This is a genomic window from Metapseudomonas resinovorans (assembly GCF_002003485.1).
GTDB classification, from domain to species: domain Bacteria; phylum Pseudomonadota; class Gammaproteobacteria; order Pseudomonadales; family Pseudomonadaceae; genus Metapseudomonas; species Metapseudomonas resinovorans_D.
In genome coordinates this window covers 21,125-38,566 of record NZ_BDMA01000065.1, presented here as the reverse complement: position 1 = coordinate 38,566, position 17,442 = coordinate 21,125, and the positions used below count along the sequence as shown (strand labels likewise).

Annotated in this window: 16 protein-coding genes; 8 read left to right on the top strand and 8 right to left on the bottom strand. The window is 63.9% G+C overall.

What is annotated here, in order from left to right; translation table 11 throughout:
* Positions 1-14 precede the first annotated feature (14 nt).
* Positions 15-911 carry a tyrosine recombinase XerC gene (gene xerC / locus MnOB_RS17825; protein ID WP_077525563.1) on the top strand — a complete coding sequence of 299 codons (897 nt, stop codon included), beginning with the start codon at positions 15-17 and terminating at the stop codon, positions 909-911.
* The gene (locus MnOB_RS17820) at positions 908-1,612 is read left to right on the top strand and encodes an HAD family hydrolase (RefSeq protein WP_077525562.1); all 705 of its coding nucleotides are present in this window, start codon (positions 908-910) and stop codon (positions 1,610-1,612) included. Before xerC ends, MnOB_RS17820 begins: the two co-directional genes overlap by 4 nt.
* 100 nt (positions 1,613-1,712) lie before the next feature.
* Here MnOB_RS17820 and sutA read toward each other — a convergent pair whose 3' ends face one another.
* From sutA to glnK, 4 genes are all read right to left on the bottom strand, one after another.
* Positions 1,713-2,027 carry a transcriptional regulator SutA gene (gene sutA / locus MnOB_RS17815; protein ID WP_077525561.1) on the bottom strand — a complete coding sequence of 105 codons (315 nt, stop codon included), beginning with the start codon at positions 2,025-2,027 and terminating at the stop codon, positions 1,713-1,715.
* Positions 2,028-2,103: 76 nt separating this feature from the next.
* A complete protein-coding gene (locus MnOB_RS17810) occupies positions 2,104-2,529 on the bottom strand; it encodes a secondary thiamine-phosphate synthase enzyme YjbQ (protein ID WP_077525560.1) in 426 nt (141 codons plus the stop codon).
* A gap of 138 nt (positions 2,530-2,667) precedes the next feature.
* Complete coding sequence (locus MnOB_RS17805; protein ID WP_077525559.1) at positions 2,668-3,987, bottom strand: ammonium transporter; 1,320 nt, start codon at positions 3,985-3,987, stop codon at positions 2,668-2,670.
* Positions 3,988-4,021: 34 nt separating this feature from the next.
* Positions 4,022-4,360, bottom strand: coding sequence for a P-II family nitrogen regulator (glnK, locus tag MnOB_RS17800; RefSeq protein WP_003457590.1), 339 nt, complete (start codon positions 4,358-4,360; stop codon positions 4,022-4,024).
* Positions 4,361-4,772: 412 nt separating this feature from the next.
* On the opposite strand from glnK, the gene MnOB_RS17795 reads away from it, so the two are divergent.
* The 3 genes from MnOB_RS17795 (at position 4,773) to MnOB_RS17785 (ending at position 8,660) form a co-directional block, all read left to right on the top strand.
* Positions 4,773-5,036: an accessory factor UbiK family protein gene (locus MnOB_RS17795; protein ID WP_077525558.1), complete on the top strand. Its 264-nt coding sequence runs from the start codon at positions 4,773-4,775 to the stop codon at positions 5,034-5,036.
* Between the two features lie 38 nt (positions 5,037-5,074).
* On the top strand, positions 5,075-6,571 hold the full coding sequence (locus MnOB_RS17790) for a YifB family Mg chelatase-like AAA ATPase (RefSeq protein WP_077525557.1): 1,497 nt from the start codon (positions 5,075-5,077) through the stop codon (positions 6,569-6,571).
* A gap of 112 nt (positions 6,572-6,683) precedes the next feature.
* Positions 6,684-8,660: a BCCT family transporter gene (locus MnOB_RS17785; protein ID WP_077525556.1), complete on the top strand. Its 1,977-nt coding sequence runs from the start codon at positions 6,684-6,686 to the stop codon at positions 8,658-8,660.
* 61 nt (positions 8,661-8,721) lie between these two features.
* On the opposite strand, the gene MnOB_RS17780 is transcribed toward MnOB_RS17785, so the two are convergent.
* Entirely contained in the window at positions 8,722-9,639 is a 918-nt protein-coding gene (locus tag MnOB_RS17780) for a LysR substrate-binding domain-containing protein (protein ID WP_077525555.1), read from the bottom strand.
* Between the two features lie 138 nt (positions 9,640-9,777).
* Between MnOB_RS17780 and MnOB_RS17775 the strand changes: the two genes are divergently transcribed.
* Complete coding sequence (locus tag MnOB_RS17775) at positions 9,778-11,175, top strand: NorM family multidrug efflux MATE transporter (protein WP_077525554.1); 1,398 nt, start codon at positions 9,778-9,780, stop codon at positions 11,173-11,175.
* Between the two features lie 134 nt (positions 11,176-11,309).
* On the opposite strand, the gene MnOB_RS17770 is transcribed toward MnOB_RS17775, so the two are convergent.
* Positions 11,310-12,983 carry a putative bifunctional diguanylate cyclase/phosphodiesterase gene (locus MnOB_RS17770; RefSeq protein WP_077525553.1) on the bottom strand — a complete coding sequence of 558 codons (1,674 nt, stop codon included), beginning with the start codon at positions 12,981-12,983 and terminating at the stop codon, positions 11,310-11,312.
* A 255-nt stretch (positions 12,984-13,238) separates the two neighbouring features.
* On the opposite strand from MnOB_RS17770, the gene rep reads away from it, so the two are divergent.
* Together rep and MnOB_RS17760 are read left to right on the top strand one after the other, a co-directional pair.
* Positions 13,239-15,251, top strand: coding sequence for a DNA helicase Rep (gene rep / locus MnOB_RS17765; RefSeq protein ID WP_077525552.1), 2,013 nt, complete (start codon positions 13,239-13,241; stop codon positions 15,249-15,251).
* Positions 15,252-15,302: 51 nt separating this feature from the next.
* Positions 15,303-15,875 carry a xanthine phosphoribosyltransferase gene (locus MnOB_RS17760; protein WP_077525551.1) on the top strand — a complete coding sequence of 191 codons (573 nt, stop codon included), beginning with the start codon at positions 15,303-15,305 and terminating at the stop codon, positions 15,873-15,875.
* Positions 15,876-16,177: 302 nt separating this feature from the next.
* Here MnOB_RS17760 and MnOB_RS17755 read toward each other — a convergent pair whose 3' ends face one another.
* On the bottom strand, positions 16,178-16,600 hold the full coding sequence (locus MnOB_RS17755) for a c-type cytochrome (RefSeq protein WP_077525550.1): 423 nt from the start codon (positions 16,598-16,600) through the stop codon (positions 16,178-16,180).
* Positions 16,601-16,732: 132 nt separating this feature from the next.
* Positions 16,733-17,281 carry a cupin domain-containing protein gene (locus tag MnOB_RS17750; protein WP_077525549.1) on the bottom strand — a complete coding sequence of 183 codons (549 nt, stop codon included), beginning with the start codon at positions 17,279-17,281 and terminating at the stop codon, positions 16,733-16,735.
* Positions 17,282-17,442: the final 161 nt, after the last annotated feature.

Below are 17,442 nucleotides of genomic sequence, written 5' to 3'. Positions count from 1 at the left end.
TCCAAGGAAGTCCCATGAATGCCGACCTGGACGCCTACCTGAACCACCTGCGCAGCGAGCGTCAGGTGTCGGCCCATACCCTGGACGGCTACCACCGCGACCTGCTCAAGGTGCGCGCGCTCTGCGAGAAGTACGGCATTGCCGACTGGACCGATCTGGATGTCCGCAGCCTGCGCAGCTTCGTTGCCCGACTGCATCAGGATGGCCTGTCCAGCCGTAGCCTGGCGCGGCTGCTCTCGGCCGTGCGCGGCCTCTATCAATACCTGATCCGCGAGGGTCGCTGCCGTCACGATCCAGCCAACGGCCTCGCCGCGCCCAAGGGGGCTCGCCGCCTTCCTCGCGCACTCGACGCCGACCGCGCCCAGCAGTTGCTGGATGGGGGCGTGGAAGACGATTTCATCGCGCGCCGCGACCAGGCCATGCTGGAGCTGTTCTATTCCTCGGGCCTGCGGTTATCCGAACTGGTAGGCCTGGACCTCGAAGGGCTCGACCTCTCCGCAGGCCTCGTGCGGGTACGCGGCAAAGGCAACAAGACCCGCGAGTTGCCCGTAGGGAGCAAGGCTCGTGAGGCGCTGGAGGAATGGCTGCCCCTGCGCGCAGCCGCCAATCCCGGTGACGGCGCGGTCTTCATCAGCCAGCAAGGCCGGCGCCTGACGCCGCGCGCCATCCAACTGAGGGTCCGCCAGGCGGGCGTTCGTGAACTGGGCCAGCATTTGCACCCGCACATGCTGCGACATTCCTTCGCCAGCCATATGCTGGAGTCGTCCCAGGACTTGCGAGCGGTGCAGGAGTTGCTCGGCCATGCCGACATCTCCACCACCCAGATCTATACCCACCTGGACTTCCAGCACCTGGCCTCGGTCTACGACCAGGCCCATCCGAGGGCGAAGCGACGGGGAGCGGACGAATGAGTATCCAGCTGATTACCTTCGACCTGGACGACACCCTCTGGGATAACCGCCCGGTGATCGAGGGCGCCGAAACCGCCATGCGCGACTGGCTGATGGAACACACCCCGGCTTTGGGCAGCCTGCCGGTGGAACACCTCTGGGCCATTCGTGGCGAGGTCCTGGCCGCCGAGCCCAGCCTGAAGTACCGACTCAGCGAACTGCGCCGCCGGACCCTGCGCCGTGCACTGGAAGGCGTCGGTTACTCCGCCGAGGATGCCATCGATCTGGCCGAAGGCGCGTTCCAGGCCATGCTCCACGCCCGTCACCGCATCACCTTCTTCCCCGATACCGTGCCCACCCTCGAGCGCCTGGCCATTCGCTACAGCCTGGGGGTGATCACCAACGGCAACGCCGACGTGCGCCGGCTGGGCCTGGCCGACTACTTCAAGTTCGCCCTTTGCGCCGAAGAGCTGGGCATCGGCAAGCCCGACCCGATGCCTTTCCTCGAAGCACTCAAGCGCGGCGGTGTCAGCGCCGGCGAAGCCGTGCACATCGGCGACCATCCGGCCGACGATATCGAAGGCGCCCGCCGCGCCGGCTTGCGCGCCATCTGGTTCAACCCGCTGGGCAAGGAGTGGACCGGCGAGCAACTTCCCGACGCGGAAATCACCAGCCTGAGGGAGCTGCCCGAAGTTCTGGCGCGCTGGGCGAAGTGGCACTGACCGGACGTACCGCCTTCGGCACTTCCTGCCCCATCCCGCGAACTATTCCTCGCCTATGAAAAAGCCCGCCAATGGCGGGCTTTTTCGACGGGTGCCGGCCTCAGATGGGGCGGCTGCCGTATTTGCTGTCCGGCTTCTTAGGCGGGTCGGCAACCACGTTGGGCTCGACCTCTTGCACCTTGCCACCACGGGCGAGGAAATCTTCCATGGCCTTGGCCAGGGCATCGCGCTCTTTCTGCTTGGCTTCGATGCTGGGCATTTCTTCGACTTCGACCGCAGCCTTGGCCTTCTTCCCGGAGGGGGCAGGGGCCTCGCCATCGTCGTCGCTGTCACCATCATCGGCTGCAGCCAGCTCTTCGCCGTCTTCCTCGTCGGCCGCTTCCAGCTCGTCTTGTTCCAGTTCTTCGTCGCTCATGTTCTACCTCATGCCTTGCCAAAGCAGGTTAGTTATAGCCCAGCTGCGCCAGCTTTCTAACGCTGCCAGAAAAAATTCAGTACGCCTCGCCATGCAAGGTCGCCAGTACCCGTCGCGAACCGCCGTGATCACGGTGCTCGCCCAGGTAAACACCTTGCCAGGTGCCCATTGCCAGCTGCCCGTCCTGGACCGGCAGACTCAACTGACAGCCGAGGAGGCTGCCCTTGAAGTGCGCGGGCAAATCGTCCGGCCCTTCATAGTCATGTTCATAGCCGCTTTCACCCTGGGGCACCAGGCGATTGAAGAATCGCTCGAAGTCCCGCCTGACCGCGGGGTCGGCATTCTCGTTCACCGTCAGGGAGGCCGACGTATGTTGCAGCCAGAGGTGCAACAGACCCATTCGGTAACGCCGCAGTTCCGGCAGCGCGGCCAGGATTTCTTCGGTGACCAGATGGAAGCCACGCGGCCTCGGACGCAAGGTGATCAGGGTCTGCTGCCACATGCGCGAATACCTGTTCCGGCTCGTACGGCGGGCATTCTAGCGCGGCCGAAAAAAAAACAAAGGGCGCCTTGCGGCGCCCTTTTTGGCATTCCCGTCGACATCCCCGCCGGCAACCGCCGAACGGGGAAATCGTAAGGATCAGAGGTTGTAGCCGCGCTCGTTGTGCTGAGCCAGGTCGAGGCCGACGGTCTCTTCTTCTTCGTTGACGCGCAGGCCGATGACCACGTCCAGCACTTTCAGGATCACGAAGGTCACGATACCGGTGTAGACAACGGTGAACGCGACACCCTCGAACTGGATGAGCAGCTGGGCGCCGATGTCTTCCACGGTGCCGAAACCACCCAGGGCCGGTGCGGCGAACACGCCGGTCAGCAGGGCGCCGACGATACCGCCGATGCCGTGCACGCCGAAGGCGTCCAGGGAGTCGTCATAGCCCAGCTTGCGCTTCAGGCTGGTGGCGCAGAAGTAGCAGACCACGCCGGCAACCAGGCCGATGATCAAGGCGCCCATCGGGCCGACGGTACCGGCAGCCGGGGTGATGGCAACCAGGCCGGCGACCACGCCGGAAGCGATACCCAGTGCACTCGGCTTACCGTGGGTCAGCCATTCGGCGAACATCCAGCCCAGGGCAGCGGCAGCAGTGGCGATCTGGGTGACCAGCATGGCCATGCCGGCAGTGCCGTTGGCGGCAACCGCGGAACCCGCGTTGAAACCGAACCAGCCCACCCAGAGCATGGCGGCGCCGAGCAGGGTGTAGCCCAGGTTGTGCGGAGCCATCGGAGTGGTCGGATAGCCTTTGCGCTTGCCCAGTACCAGGCAGGCTACGAGACCGGCGACACCCGCGTTGATGTGCACCACGGTGCCACCAGCGAAGTCGAGCACGCCCCAGTCCCACATCAGGCCACCGTTGCCGCTCCACACCATGTGGGCGATCGGGGCGTAGACCAGGGTGAACCAGACAGCCATGAAGATCAGCATGGCGGAGAACTTCATGCGCTCGGCGAAGGCGCCGACGATCAGGGCCGGGGTGATGATGGCGAAGGTCATCTGGAAGGTGATGAACACGCTCTCAGGAATCGCGTACACCAGGCTGCTGGTGTTCAGGCCGCTGAGGAACGCCTTGGACAGGCCACCCACGAAGGAATTGAAGTTGATCACCCCCTGTTCCATGCCGGTGGTGTCGAAGGCCAGGCTGTAGCCATAGACCACCCAGAGGATGCTGATCAGGCCGGTAATGGCGAAGCACTGCATCATCACCGAAAGGACGTTCTTGGAGCGCACCATGCCGCCGTAGAACAGCGCCAGGCCGGGGATGGTCATGAACAGCACCAGCGCAGTAGCGACGATCATCCACGCCGTGTCACCACTATTCAGCACTACCTCGTCGGCGGCCATGGCCAGGCCGGGGGTAACGAGGGACAAAAGGGCTCCTAGCCCTGCGGCTTTACGCAGAGTCATGTTGTTTTCTCCTGGGGCGTTGGGGTTCGGCGGCTTAGATCGCGTCTGTGCCGGTTTCGCCGGTACGGATACGGATGGCCTGTTCCAGATTGACGACGAAGATCTTGCCGTCACCGATCTTGCCGGTGTTGGCTGCCTTGGTAATGGCCTCGATCACGCGATCGAGTTGATCGTCGGCGATGGCCACATCGATCTTCACCTTCGGCAGGAAATCGACAACGTACTCGGCGCCACGGTACAACTCCGTGTGGCCCTTTTGCCGCCCGAAGCCCTTGACCTCGGTGACAGTGATGCCCTGCACGCCGATCTCGGACAACGACTCGCGCACGTCGTCGAGCTTGAAAGGCTTGATGATGGCGGTGACTAGCTTCATGAAACTTCTCCCGTGTTTGGTTGACTTGCCCCAGGAAAAACGAACCCGGCTCAAGTCTAAGCGCAGTGTCTGGCTTTTGTAACGCGTCGGTCCGCCCTGCCTCAGCACTCCGACACCAACCAACCGCTTCTGGCGAAACACTCCCCCGCCTCGCCCGGTGCACCGGAACTGCATCGATGCATGCGTCGCTCAGCTCCAAGCAGAATCCTTGCCAGCTCCGAACAAAGTGCGTTTTTTCAATCAGATACTGGCCGGATGCCGCTCCAGCCGGGCCCTGGGCCCACTCTCTCCGCACCAAAGCAGTGCGCAGCGCCCCAGGCCACTGCTCAAGAAGTGTGCATCGCCTGCCACCGGAACGGCCTTCGGAAGGCACCGTGATAGACTCCCGCCCCATTCACTTATGGAAACCGCCATGCTGCCGCCCAAAGCCCTGCTCGATACCCTCGCCGCCACCGCCTCGCGCCTGTTCAGCAGCGACAGTCCGTTGCCGCGCGCCGAGGTCGAGGCCCAGTTCAAGGTCTTGCTGCAGAGTGCCTTCGGCAAGCTCGACCTGGTCACTCGTGACGAATTCGACAGCCAGATGGTGGTACTCGCCCGGACTCGCGCACGCCTGGAAGCCCTGGAAGCCAAGGTCGCGGAACTGGAAGCCAAGCTGAACCCGCCGCCAGCGGAGTGATACCGCTCCGGCCCGGCGGACCGATCAAGGAGTGATCAATGTCCCTGGCCATCGTCCACAGCCGCGCGCAGGTTGGCGTCGAAGCCCCTGCCGTGAGCGTCGAAGCGCACCTCGCCAACGGCCTGCCCTCCCTCGCCCTGGTAGGGCTTCCGGAAACCGCCGTGAAGGAAAGCAAGGACCGCGTACGCAGCGCGATCCAGAACAGCGGGTTCGATTTTCCCCCCAGGCGCATAACCCTCAACCTCGCTCCCGCAGATCTGCCGAAGGATGGCGGCCGCTTCGACCTCGCCATTGCCCTGGGCGTCCTCGCCGCCAGCGGCCAGTTGCCGGCCGGCGCACTGGATGAGGTGGAATGTCTGGGTGAACTGGCGCTCTCCGGTGCGCTGCGCCCTGTGCAAGGCGTACTCCCTGCCGCACTCGCTGCTCGTGCCGCCGGGCGCACCCTGGTGGTGCCACGGGAGAATGCCGAAGAAGCCAGCCTGGCCGGTGGCCTCAAGGTGCTGGCGGCATCGCACCTGCTGGAATTGACCGCGCACTTTGCCGGCCACACCCCGCTTCCGTTCTACCAGGCGCAGGGTCTGATGGACGAGCGTCCGCCCTACCCTGACCTCGCGGAAGTCCAGGGTCAGGTTGCGGCGAAGCGTGCCCTCCTGGTCGCCGCGGCCGGCTCGCACAACCTGCTGCTCTGCGGGCCACCTGGTACCGGCAAGACCTTGCTCGCCAGCCGCCTCCCCGGCCTGCTGCCACCGCTGGACGAACATGAAGCACTGGAGGTGGCCGCCATCCACTCGGTCGCCAGCCATGCGCCGCTGAGGAGCTGGCCGCAACGCCCCTTCCGTCAGCCTCATCACAGTGCTTCCGGCGCCGCGCTGGTGGGTGGCGGTAGTCGCCCGAAGCCGGGCGAAATCACCCTGGCGCACCAGGGCGTGCTGTTTCTCGATGAACTGCCAGAATTCGAGCGCAAGGTGCTGGAGGTCCTGCGAGAGCCCATGGAAAGTGGCGAAATCGTCATTGCCCGCGCCCATGACAAGGTCCGTTTTCCGGCGCGCTTCCAGTTGGTCGCGGCGATGAACCCCTGCCCCTGTGGATATCTCGGCGAGCCTACCGGGCGTTGCCGCTGTACCCCGGAGCAGATCCAGCGCTACCGGGCCAAGCTTTCCGGGCCCCTACTGGATCGGATCGACCTGCATCTGACCGTCGCCCGCGAAGCCACAGCGCTGGCACCGCCTACCAATACAGGCCCTGGCAGCGCGGAAGTCGCCGAGAGGGTGGCACGGTCGCGCCGCGTGCAAATCCAACGCCAGGGGTGCGCCAACGCCTTCCTCGACCTCAAGGGCCTGCGCCAGCATTGCGCCCTGGATAGCGCAGACCGCGTCTGGCTGGAGGAGGCCTGCGAACGGCTCAACCTGTCCCTGCGCGCAGCCCATCGCATCCTCAAGGTGGCCCGCACCCTGGCCGACCTGGAACAGTCCGGAACCATAGCCCGCCATCACCTCGGCGAAGCCCTGCAATACCGTCCTGAAACCATGACTTGATGCAATAAAAACTATTGCAAATTCAACAATGAAAGACTTTGTCTATCGATATTGATAGACTTGCGCGCCTTCCGCCCTTGGCGGCCATCCGATTAAAAGGAGAGCTAGCTCAATGGAGGCACGTTCGTCTTCGCAATCCACCCTCAATCCGCCGGTCTTTTTCGGCTCGGCCATCCTTATCATCGCCCTGGTGCTCTACAGCACCCTCGCCCGCGATCAAGCGCAATCCCTGTTCATCCACATCCAGGACTGGATCATCGTCAACGCCAGCTGGTTCTACGTCCTGGCGGTCGCGCTGATCCTCATCACTGTCGTGTTTCTTGCCATCAGCCGCTTCGGCGACATCAAGCTCGGCCCCGACCATAGCCAGCCCGAATACCGCAACGGCACCTGGTTCGCCATGCTGTTCTCCGCCGGCATGGGTATCGGCCTGATGTTCTTCGGCGTCGCCGAACCGCTGATGCATTACGCCAACCCACCGGTGGGCGATCCCAACACCGTGGCCGCCGCGAGGGAGGCCATGAAGCTGACCTTCTTCCATTGGGGGCTGCATGCCTGGGCGATCTACGCGATCGTCGCGCTGATCCTGGCCTTCTTCTGCTTCCGCCACGACCTGCCCCTGACGCTGCGTTCGGCGCTCTACCCCCTGATCGGTGAGCGCATCTACGGCCCTATCGGCCACGCTGTGGATATCTTCGCCATCCTCGGCACCGTGTTCGGCGTGGCTACGTCGCTAGGCTACGGCGTGCTGCAGATCAACAGCGGCCTGAACCAGCTGTTCGGCCTGCCGGTGAGCGTGCCCGTGCAACTCGGGTTGATCGCCGGCACCTGTGCCCTGGCGACGCTGTCAGCGGCCAGCGGGCTGAACAGGGGCATCAAGATTCTCTCCGAGCTCAACCTGCTGCTGGCGGTCATCCTGCTGATCGTGGTGCTGTTGCTGGGTCCTACCGTGTTCCTGTTCAAGACGTTCATCCAGAACACCGGCGGCTACCTGTCCGAGATCGTCAGCAAGACCTTCAATCTCTACGCCTATGAATCCAGCGACTGGATCGGCGGCTGGACGCTGCTCTACTGGGGCTGGTGGCTGTCCTGGTCGCCCTTCGTCGGCCTGTTCATCGCGCGCATCTCCCGCGGGCGCACCATCCGCCAGTTCGTCTGCGGCGTGCTGTTCGTTCCGGCAGGCTTCACCCTGCTGTGGATGACCGTATTCGGCGACTCGGCCATCCACATGGTGCTGCACGACGGCGTGCACAGCCTGGCGGATACCGTGGCCCAGGACAGCTCCCTGGCACTGTTCGCCTTCCTCCAGCAGTTCCCCTTCGCCAACGTGCTGTCCCTGGTGGCGGTCCTGATGGTGGTGGTGTTCTTCGTCACCTCCGCCGACTCGGGCGCGCTGGTGGTCGACATGCTGGCCTCCGGCGGCCGCGAAGTGACGCCGCTGTGGCAGCGCCTGTTCTGGTCGATCCTGATGGGAGTCGTGGCCATGGCGTTGCTGGTCGCCGACGGCCTGAAGGCCCTGCAGACCGCGACCATCGCCAGCGCCCTGCCCTTCGCCGTGGTGCTGCTGGCCGCAACCTGGGGCCTGCTCAAGGCACTGCGCCTGGACGCCACCAAACGCGGCATCCGCTATCAGGCGCTCAATCTCTCGCGCCCACCCCATCGCCAACAGGGCGGCTGGCAACGGCGCCTGCGCAACATCCTGATGTTCCCGCGCCGCAGCCATGTCACCCGCTTCATCGAGGAAGTCGTGCGCCCGGCCTGCCAGGAAGTGTCCGAGGAGCTACGTAAGCAGGGCTACGACGTGGACGTGCAGAACGGTCACGATGGGCGCTGCAAGTTGAACGTCGGCCACGGCAGCGAAGTCGATTTCAGCTATGAGGTACGCCCCCGTTCCCTGCTGCTGCCCCGTTTCGTGGGCCGTGATGGCAACGAAGAAGGCACCGACTCGCGCAAGTACTTCCGCGCTGAGGTTTACCTGCGTGAGGGCGGGCAGGACTACGACGTGATGGGCTGGAGCCGTGAGGAAGTGATCGGCGATCTGCTCGATCAGTACGAGAAGCACCTGCACTTCCTGCACGTGGTCCGCTGATCTCAGGGTACTTATCCACAACCTGGCGTGCTCGCATTCGCGCCAGACTGCTCCAGCCGGACTAACCCAGCAGCTCCACCGCCGGCAGCGCCATGGCCGCCACCTCCGCCTGCAAGAAGTCACGCAAGCGCCGCAGGCGGTCCTGGCCGCTGCGGGCGCGGGGCCAGACCAGGTAGTAGCTCTCGCCACTGGCCACCGCCGTTGGCCAGGGCAGGCCGATACGACCCTGGGTGACGTCCTCGGTCACCATCACCAGATCACCGATGGACACCCCGTAACCCCGCGCGGCAGCGACTATGCCCAGCTCCAGTGTGTCGAACACCTGGCCGCCCTTGAGCGACACCTCCTCGCTGAGATCCATGCGCTGCAGCCAGCGGCGCCAATCGCGGCGGTCCGGCGTCGGGTGCAACAGTTCGGTGGCCTGCAGGCGCTCCAGGCTCCAGGGCTCTCTGGCCTGGGACGGCTCACAGACCGGAATCAGCCATTCGCTGAACAGCAGGGTCACCTCCCAGTCCTGGCTGAAATGGCCATCGCTGAGCAGCACCGCGCAATCGAAGGGCTCGTGCTGGAAGTCCACCTTGTCCACATCCATCCAGGCGCTGGTCAGCTGCACCTCGATGTCGGTATTGAGGTGACGGAAACGACTCAGGCGCGACAGCAGCCATCGCATGGTGAGCGTCGAGGGTGCCTTCAGCCGCACAGTGGTGTCGTCGACCCGCAGTGTGGTGCAGGCGCGCTCCAGGGCATCGAAGCCGTCACGCAGCCCAGGCAGCAGCATGCGTGCCGGCTCCGTGAGTTGCAGGTTGCGCCCCTGGCGCTCGAACAGGCGACAGGAGAAATGCTCTTCCAGGGTTCGGATGTGTCGGCTCACCGCGCTCTGGGTGATGGCCAACTCCTCGGCGGCGCGCGTGAAGGACGCATGGCGGGCGGCGGCCTCGAAGGCACGCAGGGCGTAGAGCGGGGGCAGACGACGCGACATATGCCTCTACCTATGAGTCAAAGTCATGGATGGCATCATTTTTTTCCTTTTGTGCCGATTCATCAAGGCTCGGAGAATTGCTGAATTCAAAGCCGGACAAGAGGATTGGCCGGCCCTTCGAGATAGTGAGCCTTACTCATGCCGCAGAGCATACGCAATGAACTGGTGGCCATCCTGCGCCTGGCCGGACCGCTGATCGCGGCCCAACTGGCGCACGTGGTGATGGTCTTCACCGACACCGTGATGATGGGCCTGATCGGCCCCGAAGCCCTGGCAGGTGGCGGCCTCGGCGCGGCCAGCTATTCCTTCGTGTCGATCTTCTGTGTCGGGGTGATTGCCGCCGTGGGCAACCTGGTCGCGATCCGCCATGGCGCCGACGACAAGGCCGGCGCCACCCGCCTGACCCAGAGCGGCCTCTGGCTGGCTTTCGCCATGGCCTTGGGCGCCGGTCTGTTGCTATGGAACCTCAAGCCTGTGCTGCTCGCCTTCGGCCAGGCGCCGGAAAGCGTGGAAGGCGCCATGCAGTTCCTCTCCACCCTGATCTTCGCCCTGCCCGGCTATCTCGGCTTCATGGCCCTGCGCGGTTTCACCAGCGCCATCGGCCGACCCGGCCCGGTCATGGCCATCAGCATTGGCGGAGCCCTGACCAACTTCCTCCTCAACTATGCGCTGATCCACGGCATGTTCGGCCTGCCGAAGATGGGCCTCGCGGGCATCGGCCTGGTCACTGCCGTGGTGATGAACAGCATGGCGCTGCTGCTGGCCTGGCATATCGTGCGCAACCCGGCCTACGCGGCCTACCCGCTGCTCAAGGGGCTGTTGCAGCCGTCCCGCGAGGCACTGACGGAACTGGTGCGGCTGGGCCTGCCGATTGGCGGCACCTACGCGGTGGAGTCCGGCCTGTTCGCCTTCGCCGCCCTGTGCATGGGCGCCCTGGGCAGCACCCAGCTCGCGGCACACCAGATCGCCATCCAGTCGGTCTACGTGGCATTCATGGTGCCCGTGGGGATTTCCTACGCGGTGACCTTCCGCATCGGCCAGCATTTCGGCGCCGGACGGCTTGAAGAAGCGCGCCGGGCAGGCCGCCTGGGCATCGGATTCGGTGCCGGCTGCATGCTCGCTTTCGCGGTGCTGTTCTGGGTCGCGCCGGAGCTGGTGGTGGGTCTGTTCCTCGACCACGATGCCCCGGAATTCCAGGGCATCGTGCAACTGGCCGTGAGCCTGCTGGCGGTGGCAGCCTGGTTCGAGCTGTTCGACGGCATCCAGACCATCGCCATGGGTGCGATTCGTGGCCTCAAGGATGCCAAGACCACCTTCCTGGTCGGCCTCGGTTGCTACTGGCTGGTGGGCGCTCCGACGGCCTGGCTGCTGGCCTTCCCCCTGGGCTGGGGCGCGACCGGCGTCTGGTGGGGCCTGGCGCTTGGGCTGGCCTGTGCGGCGCTGGGGCTGACCCTGGGCTTCGAATGGAAGACCGCACGGCTGCTGCGGCCGCAGGTGGAATCAACATCAGGCCGGACCGTCGAGGTTCATCTGTAGGGGCAAATTCATTCGCCAAGGGCGGCGAAGCCGCCCCATGACAACCTGTCGGCGAACCTGAGGTCCGCTTGGCGATTGAAATCGCCCCTACAACAGGAGCCGACAGAGGCAGGGTGCCACGGTAAATAGGAGGCTCAGGACTCCTGGTTGGCTAAAAACGCCTGACGGGTGCCAAACACCAGGAAGCGCGCCAGCTCGGCCAGGGGTAGCGGACGGCTGATCCAGTAACCCTGGGCCTGGTCGCAGCCGAACTGGCGCAGCAACGACAGCTGCTCGGCGTTTTCCACACCCTCCGCCACCACTTCCAGCTTGAGGTTCTGCGCCAGGTTGATCATCGCCTTCACCAGCTGGCGATTCTCGGGGCGATCATGCATGCCGCCGACGAAGCTCTTGTCGATCTTCAGCAGGGCAATGGGCAGGCTATTGAGGTGGACGAAGGAGGAGAAGCCGGTACCGAAATCGTCCAGGGAGAAGCGCACGCCCAGATGTCCCAAGGCATCCATCGTCTGGCGCACCTGCTCGCTGCGGCGCATCACTGCCGTTTCCGTCAGTTCGAATTCCAGCCAGCGTGCATCGACTCCGCGCTCGTGGATCAGCCGGCTCAGCGTCGAAAGCAACTGGCTGTCCTGGAACTGGCGGAATGACAGGTTCACCGCCATGTGCAACGGCGGGAGCCCGCGTCCGCGCAGCCACTGCATATCGCGCAGGGCGCGGGAAATCACCCAGTAGCCCAGTGGCACGATCAGGCCACTTTCCTCGGCCAGCGGCACGAATTCGTTGGGCGTGAGCAGGCCGCGCTCGCTGTGACGCCAGCGCACCAGCGCCTCCAGTCCAAGGATGTTGCCGGTTTCCAGGCACAGACGCGGCTGGTAGTGCAGTTCCAGTTCATCGCGACGCAACGCTCGGCGCAGTTCGCTTTCCAGGTCGGCGCGGCTGCGCGCACTGCGGTTGATGCGTTCATCGAAGATATGGAAGGTGCAGCCCTGGCTGGCCTTGGCCTGCTGCATGGCGATGTGGGCATGCCACATCAGTGGGTCGGCACTTTCACTGGCACGGGAATGGGCCAGTCCCAGGCTGCAGCCCAGCAGCAGGCTCTCGCCGTCCACCTGGTAGGGTTCGGCCAGGGACTCGGCGATGCGCTCGGCAACCCGCACCGCGCGCGCCGGATCGCGTCGCGTATCCAGCAGCAGGCCGAACTCGTCGCTGCCCAGGCGCGCCAACTGGTCGCCAGCGCGAAGTTGTGCCTTGAGCCGCGCAACCACCTGTAGGATCAGGCGATCGCCAGCCTGATAGCCGAGGGCATCATTGGCATGGCGGAAGTTGTCCAGGTCCAGATGACCGAGAACCAGTCCACGCCCTTCGTATTCCACCAGGCGCGCGGCCAGCAGCGTCTGGAAGCCTTGCCGATTGGCGATGCCGGTGAGCGGGTCCTGTTCGGCCAGTCGCTCCAGGGCGTGCTGCAGGTTCCGCCGCTCACGGATGTGGCGCAGGGTGCGATGCAATGTGTCGACGCCCAGATGCTTGCGCACCAGCCAGTCGCTGACGCCCTGGGGAGCTTCGGCGGGCTCTTCTTCCAGCAGGAGGATGATCGGCAGCGGGCAACGCCCGGCGGACGGCAGCAGTCGAGGGGTACAGAGCACCAGGGCGCAATCGAGTTCGTCGGCCATGCCGCTTGCAACGTCCCAGGACGCGACGGTGATCAGGGAGGACGCGCTGCCCATCGCGGCCAGGAGTTCGCGAAGCAATTCCGCCCACGCCGGCGATTCCGCCAACAGGAGCATGCGCAGGGGCTCGACGAGCGCGGACAAATGACCTCCCCGGGGTCACAGATACTTCGGCACTTTCGCGCCAGGCTGCGCCGTTTCGGCGTCGCTCTTACCACGCATCCCTGCGCGGACTTCACCGATTCGCCGATGAAGACAGCACCATCGTACTGGTTGCGTGGAAATTTCCAAGGGCAACCCGCTAGCAATCGAGGTTGCATCACAGTTGCCCAGAGGTACTTCGGTACAACCCGGCCGGCCTGATAGAATGCGCGGCCATTCGCTTTCTCAAGCCCCAGCATGTCCCGACTCAATCCCCGGCAGCAGGAAGCCGTGAACTACGTCGGTGGTCCGCTTCTGGTGCTCGCCGGCGCCGGCTCCGGCAAGACCAGCGTGATCACCCGCAAGATCGCCTACCTGGTGCAGCAGTGCGGAATCCGCGCGCAGTATATCGTCGCGGTGACCTTCACCAACAAGGCCGCGCGCGAAATGAAAGAGCGCGTCAGCACCCTGCTGCGTGGCAGCGAAGGCAAGGGCCTTACCGTCTCCACCTTCCACAACCTCGGCCTGAACATCATCCGCAAGGAACACGCGCGCCTGGGCTTCAAGCCCGGGTTCTCGATCTTCGACGAGTCGGACATCAAGGCGCTGCTGACCGACATCATGCAGAAGGAATATGCCGGGGATGATGGCGTCGACGAGATCAAGGGCTACATCGGCAACTGGAAGAATGACCTGATCCTGCCGGAGGAGGCGCTGGCCAAGGCGCGCAACCCGAAGGAGCAGACCGCCGCCGTCGTCTACCTGCACTACCAGCGCACGCTCAAGGCGTACAACGCGGTGGACTTCGACGACCTGATCCTGCTGCCGGTGAAGCTGTTCCAGGACAACCCCGACATCCTGGAAAAGTGGCAGAACCGCGTGCGCTACATGCTGGTGGACGAGTACCAGGACACCAACGCCAGCCAATATCTGCTGGTGAAGCTGCTGGTACAGCATCGCGCGCAGTTCACCGTGGTCGGCGACGATGACCAGTCGATCTACGCCTGGCGCGGTGCGCGGCCGGAAAACCTGATGCAGCTGAAGGAAGACTTCCCTTCGCTGAAAGTGGTGATGCTGGAGCAGAACTACCGCTCCACCAGCCGCATTCTCAAATGCGCGAACATCCTCATCGCCAACAACCCCCACGTGTTCGAGAAGCAGCTGTGGAGCGAGATGGGCGTGGGCGACCCGATCCGGGTGATCCGTTGCCGCAACGAGGATGCCGAGGCTGAGCGCATCGCCATGGAAATTCTCACCCTGCACCTGCGCACCCAGCGGCCATACAGCGAGTTCGCCATCCTCTACCGGGGCAACCATCAGGCCAAGCTGATGGAGCTCAAGCTCCAGCACCATCAGATTCCCTATCGGCTGTCCGGCGGCACCAGCTTCTTCGGCCGCCAGGAAGTAAAGGACCTGATGTCCTACTTCCGCCTGCTGGTGAACCCGGACGACGACAACGCCTTCCTCCGCGTGATCAACGTCCCGCGCCGGGAAATCGGTTCGACGACCCTGGAGAAGCTCGGCAATTACGCCACCGAGCGCGGCGTCTCGATGTTCGCCGCGTGCGACGAGATGGGTCTGTCCGAGCATCTCGACAGCCGCTTCACCGAGCGCCTGCAGCGCTTCAAGCGCTTCATCGATGGCGTGCGCCAGCAATGCGCGCAGAACGATCCCATCGCCGCCCTGCGCAGCATGGTGATGGACATCGACTACGAAAACTGGATCCGCCAGAACGCCTCCAGCGACAAGGTCGCCGAGTTCCGCATGGGCAACGTCTGGTTCCTCGTCGACGCGCTGAAGAACACGCTGGAGCGCGACGAAGAAGGCGGCATGACCATCGAGGAAGCCATCGCCAAGCTGGTGCTGCGCGACATGCTCGAGCGCCAGCAGGAGGAAGAGGAAGGCGCGGATGGTGTGCAGATGATGACCCTGCACGCCTCCAAGGGCCTGGAGTTTCCCTACGTCTTCATCATGGGCGTGGAGGAGGACATCCTTCCCCACCGCTCCAGCATCGAAGCCGACACCATCGAAGAGGAACGCCGTCTGGCCTACGTGGGCATCACCCGCGCGCGGCAGAACCTGGCCATGACCTTCGCCGCCAAGCGCAAGCAGTACGGCGAGATCATCGATTGCTCCCCCAGTCGCTTCCTCGAGGAACTGCCCCAGGAAGACCTGGAATGGGAAGGCATGGACGACGCGCCAGTGGAGGTGAAGGCCGCGCGCGGCAACACAGCCCTGTCGGACATCCGTGCCATGCTGAAGAAATCGTAATCAGAAGACACCCCGGCGAAAGACCGGGCATACACATATGAGGGTACAGGCGTGGAAGCGCTGAAACAGAAGATTCGTGAAGAAGGCATCGTACTGTCCGAGCAGGTACTGAAGGTCGACGCCTTTCTCAACCACCAGATCGATCCGCGCCTGATGCAGCAGGTGGGCCATGAGTTCGCCGAACGCTTCAAGGGCCAGGGCATCACCAAGATCGTCACCATCGAAGCCTCCGGCATCGCTCCGGCGGTGATGGCCGGCCTGGAACTGGGCGTGCCGGTGATCTTCGCCCGCAAGTTCCAGTCGCTAACCCTGAAGAACGATTTGCTGATCTCCAAGGTGTTCTCCTTCACCAAGCAGACCGAGAGCACCATCGCCATCTCGGCCAAGCACCTGACTGCAGCCGACAACGTACTGGTGATCGACGACTTCCTCGCCAACGGCCACGCCGCCAAGGCGCTGATCGACCTGATCCAGCAAGCTGGCGCCAGCGTTGCCGGTATCGGCATCGTGATCGAGAAGTCCTTCCAGGAAGGCCGTGCATTGCTGGAAAGCGAAGGCTACCGGATCGAGTCCCTCGCACGCGTCGCATCGCTTTCCGACGGCAAGGTCACCTTCGTCGACTGATCCGCGAACGACCCGAGATGCTGTAGGGGCGAATTCATTCGCCAAGCAGGACGAAGTCCTGCCGTAGGTTGGGTCGAGGTACGAGACCCAACAATGCAGGGTCGAATGTTGGGTTTCGCTTCGCTCTACCCAACCTACAGGGCTGAGTTCGGCCGGCCACGCAAGCGACTCGTCATGGTGTGGGAGCGATTTCAATCGCGAATGAATTCGCTCCCACAGCACCCCTGGCTGCGACAACAGGTCGCAGCGAGCAGACACAAAAAAGCCGCCCTTGGGCGGCTTTTTCGTCGATGGCGGCGCTATTACAGGCCGGACATCTTCTTGATGGCGCCTTTCAGCTCATCATCGGTGCAGTCAGCGCAGGTGCCCTTCGGCGGCATGCTGTTGATGCCGGTGATGGCCTTGGCCAGGATGCCGTCGAGGCCGCCCTGGTGGTCAGCACGCTCTTTCCAGGCAGCGGCATCGCCAATCTTCGGCGCGCCGAGAACGCCAGCGGTGTGGCAGGCACCACAGTGCTTGGCAATGATGTCGTCCGGCGTACGCGCACCGCCGCCAGCAGCGGCTGCTACGGCGCCAACACCTTTGCATTCCTGACCCTGGACGCAGACCTCGCCCACCGGCTTGATGCGCTCGGCAATGGCGTCGTCGGTCGCGGCCTGGGCGCTAACAGCCCACAGGGCCAATACGGCAGCATGGGCCGCCAGCATCTTCTTGATTAGGTTCACCCTTACACCCTCATCGTGGCTAGTATCGCCCGCGGCCACGGTTTCGCGAGCGGGCGCAAGTATATACGGTTAGTCCGCCACGCTGAAACAACCCAACTTGTCGCAGGGAAATGTCCGTGGCGGTTATGGAATTCAGAAGTTCGCCGGCGTGGTCGCGCTGATCAGGCGTGCCGGGGCATCGAAGGGATTGCGGAAGCGGTGCGGCTTGCTGCTTTCGAAGTAGTAGCTGTCGCCAGGCTCGAGGACGTACACCTCGCTGCCGATGGTCAGCTCCAGGCGGCCTTCCACCAGCATGCCGGCCTCTTCGCCATCATGGGCGTACATCTCGTCGCCGGTGTCGGAACCCGGCGGATAGGTCTCGTCGAGGAAGGCCAGGGCGCGGCTCGGATGGGCCTTGCCCACCAGCTTCATGGTGATGGCACCGCTGCAGATATCGGTGAGTTCGGATGCCCGATAAACCACCTGGACCTGGTTTTCCTGCTCGAGATCAAGGGAGAAGAACTCCACCAGCGACATGGGAATGCCCCCCAGCACCTTCTTCAGCGAGCTGATTGAAGGGCTGACACTGTTCTTCTCGATCATGGAAATCGTGCTGTTGGTGACTCCCGCGCGCTTGGCGAGCTCACGCTGGGACAGGCCTTTCAGCTTACGGATGGCTTGCAGTCGAACGCCGACGTCCAATGGCGGGATCCTCCTTGGGGATCAGGGGTAGTCACGGTCGCCGTATCATGGCAACAGCGTTCAGTATTTACAACACTTCGGCTGTGGATCCGGGACGAACTTTGCCCTCTCCAGGTGAGCCCCGGAGAACGTCGGAGAAAACGCATTGAATATCGGCGAAA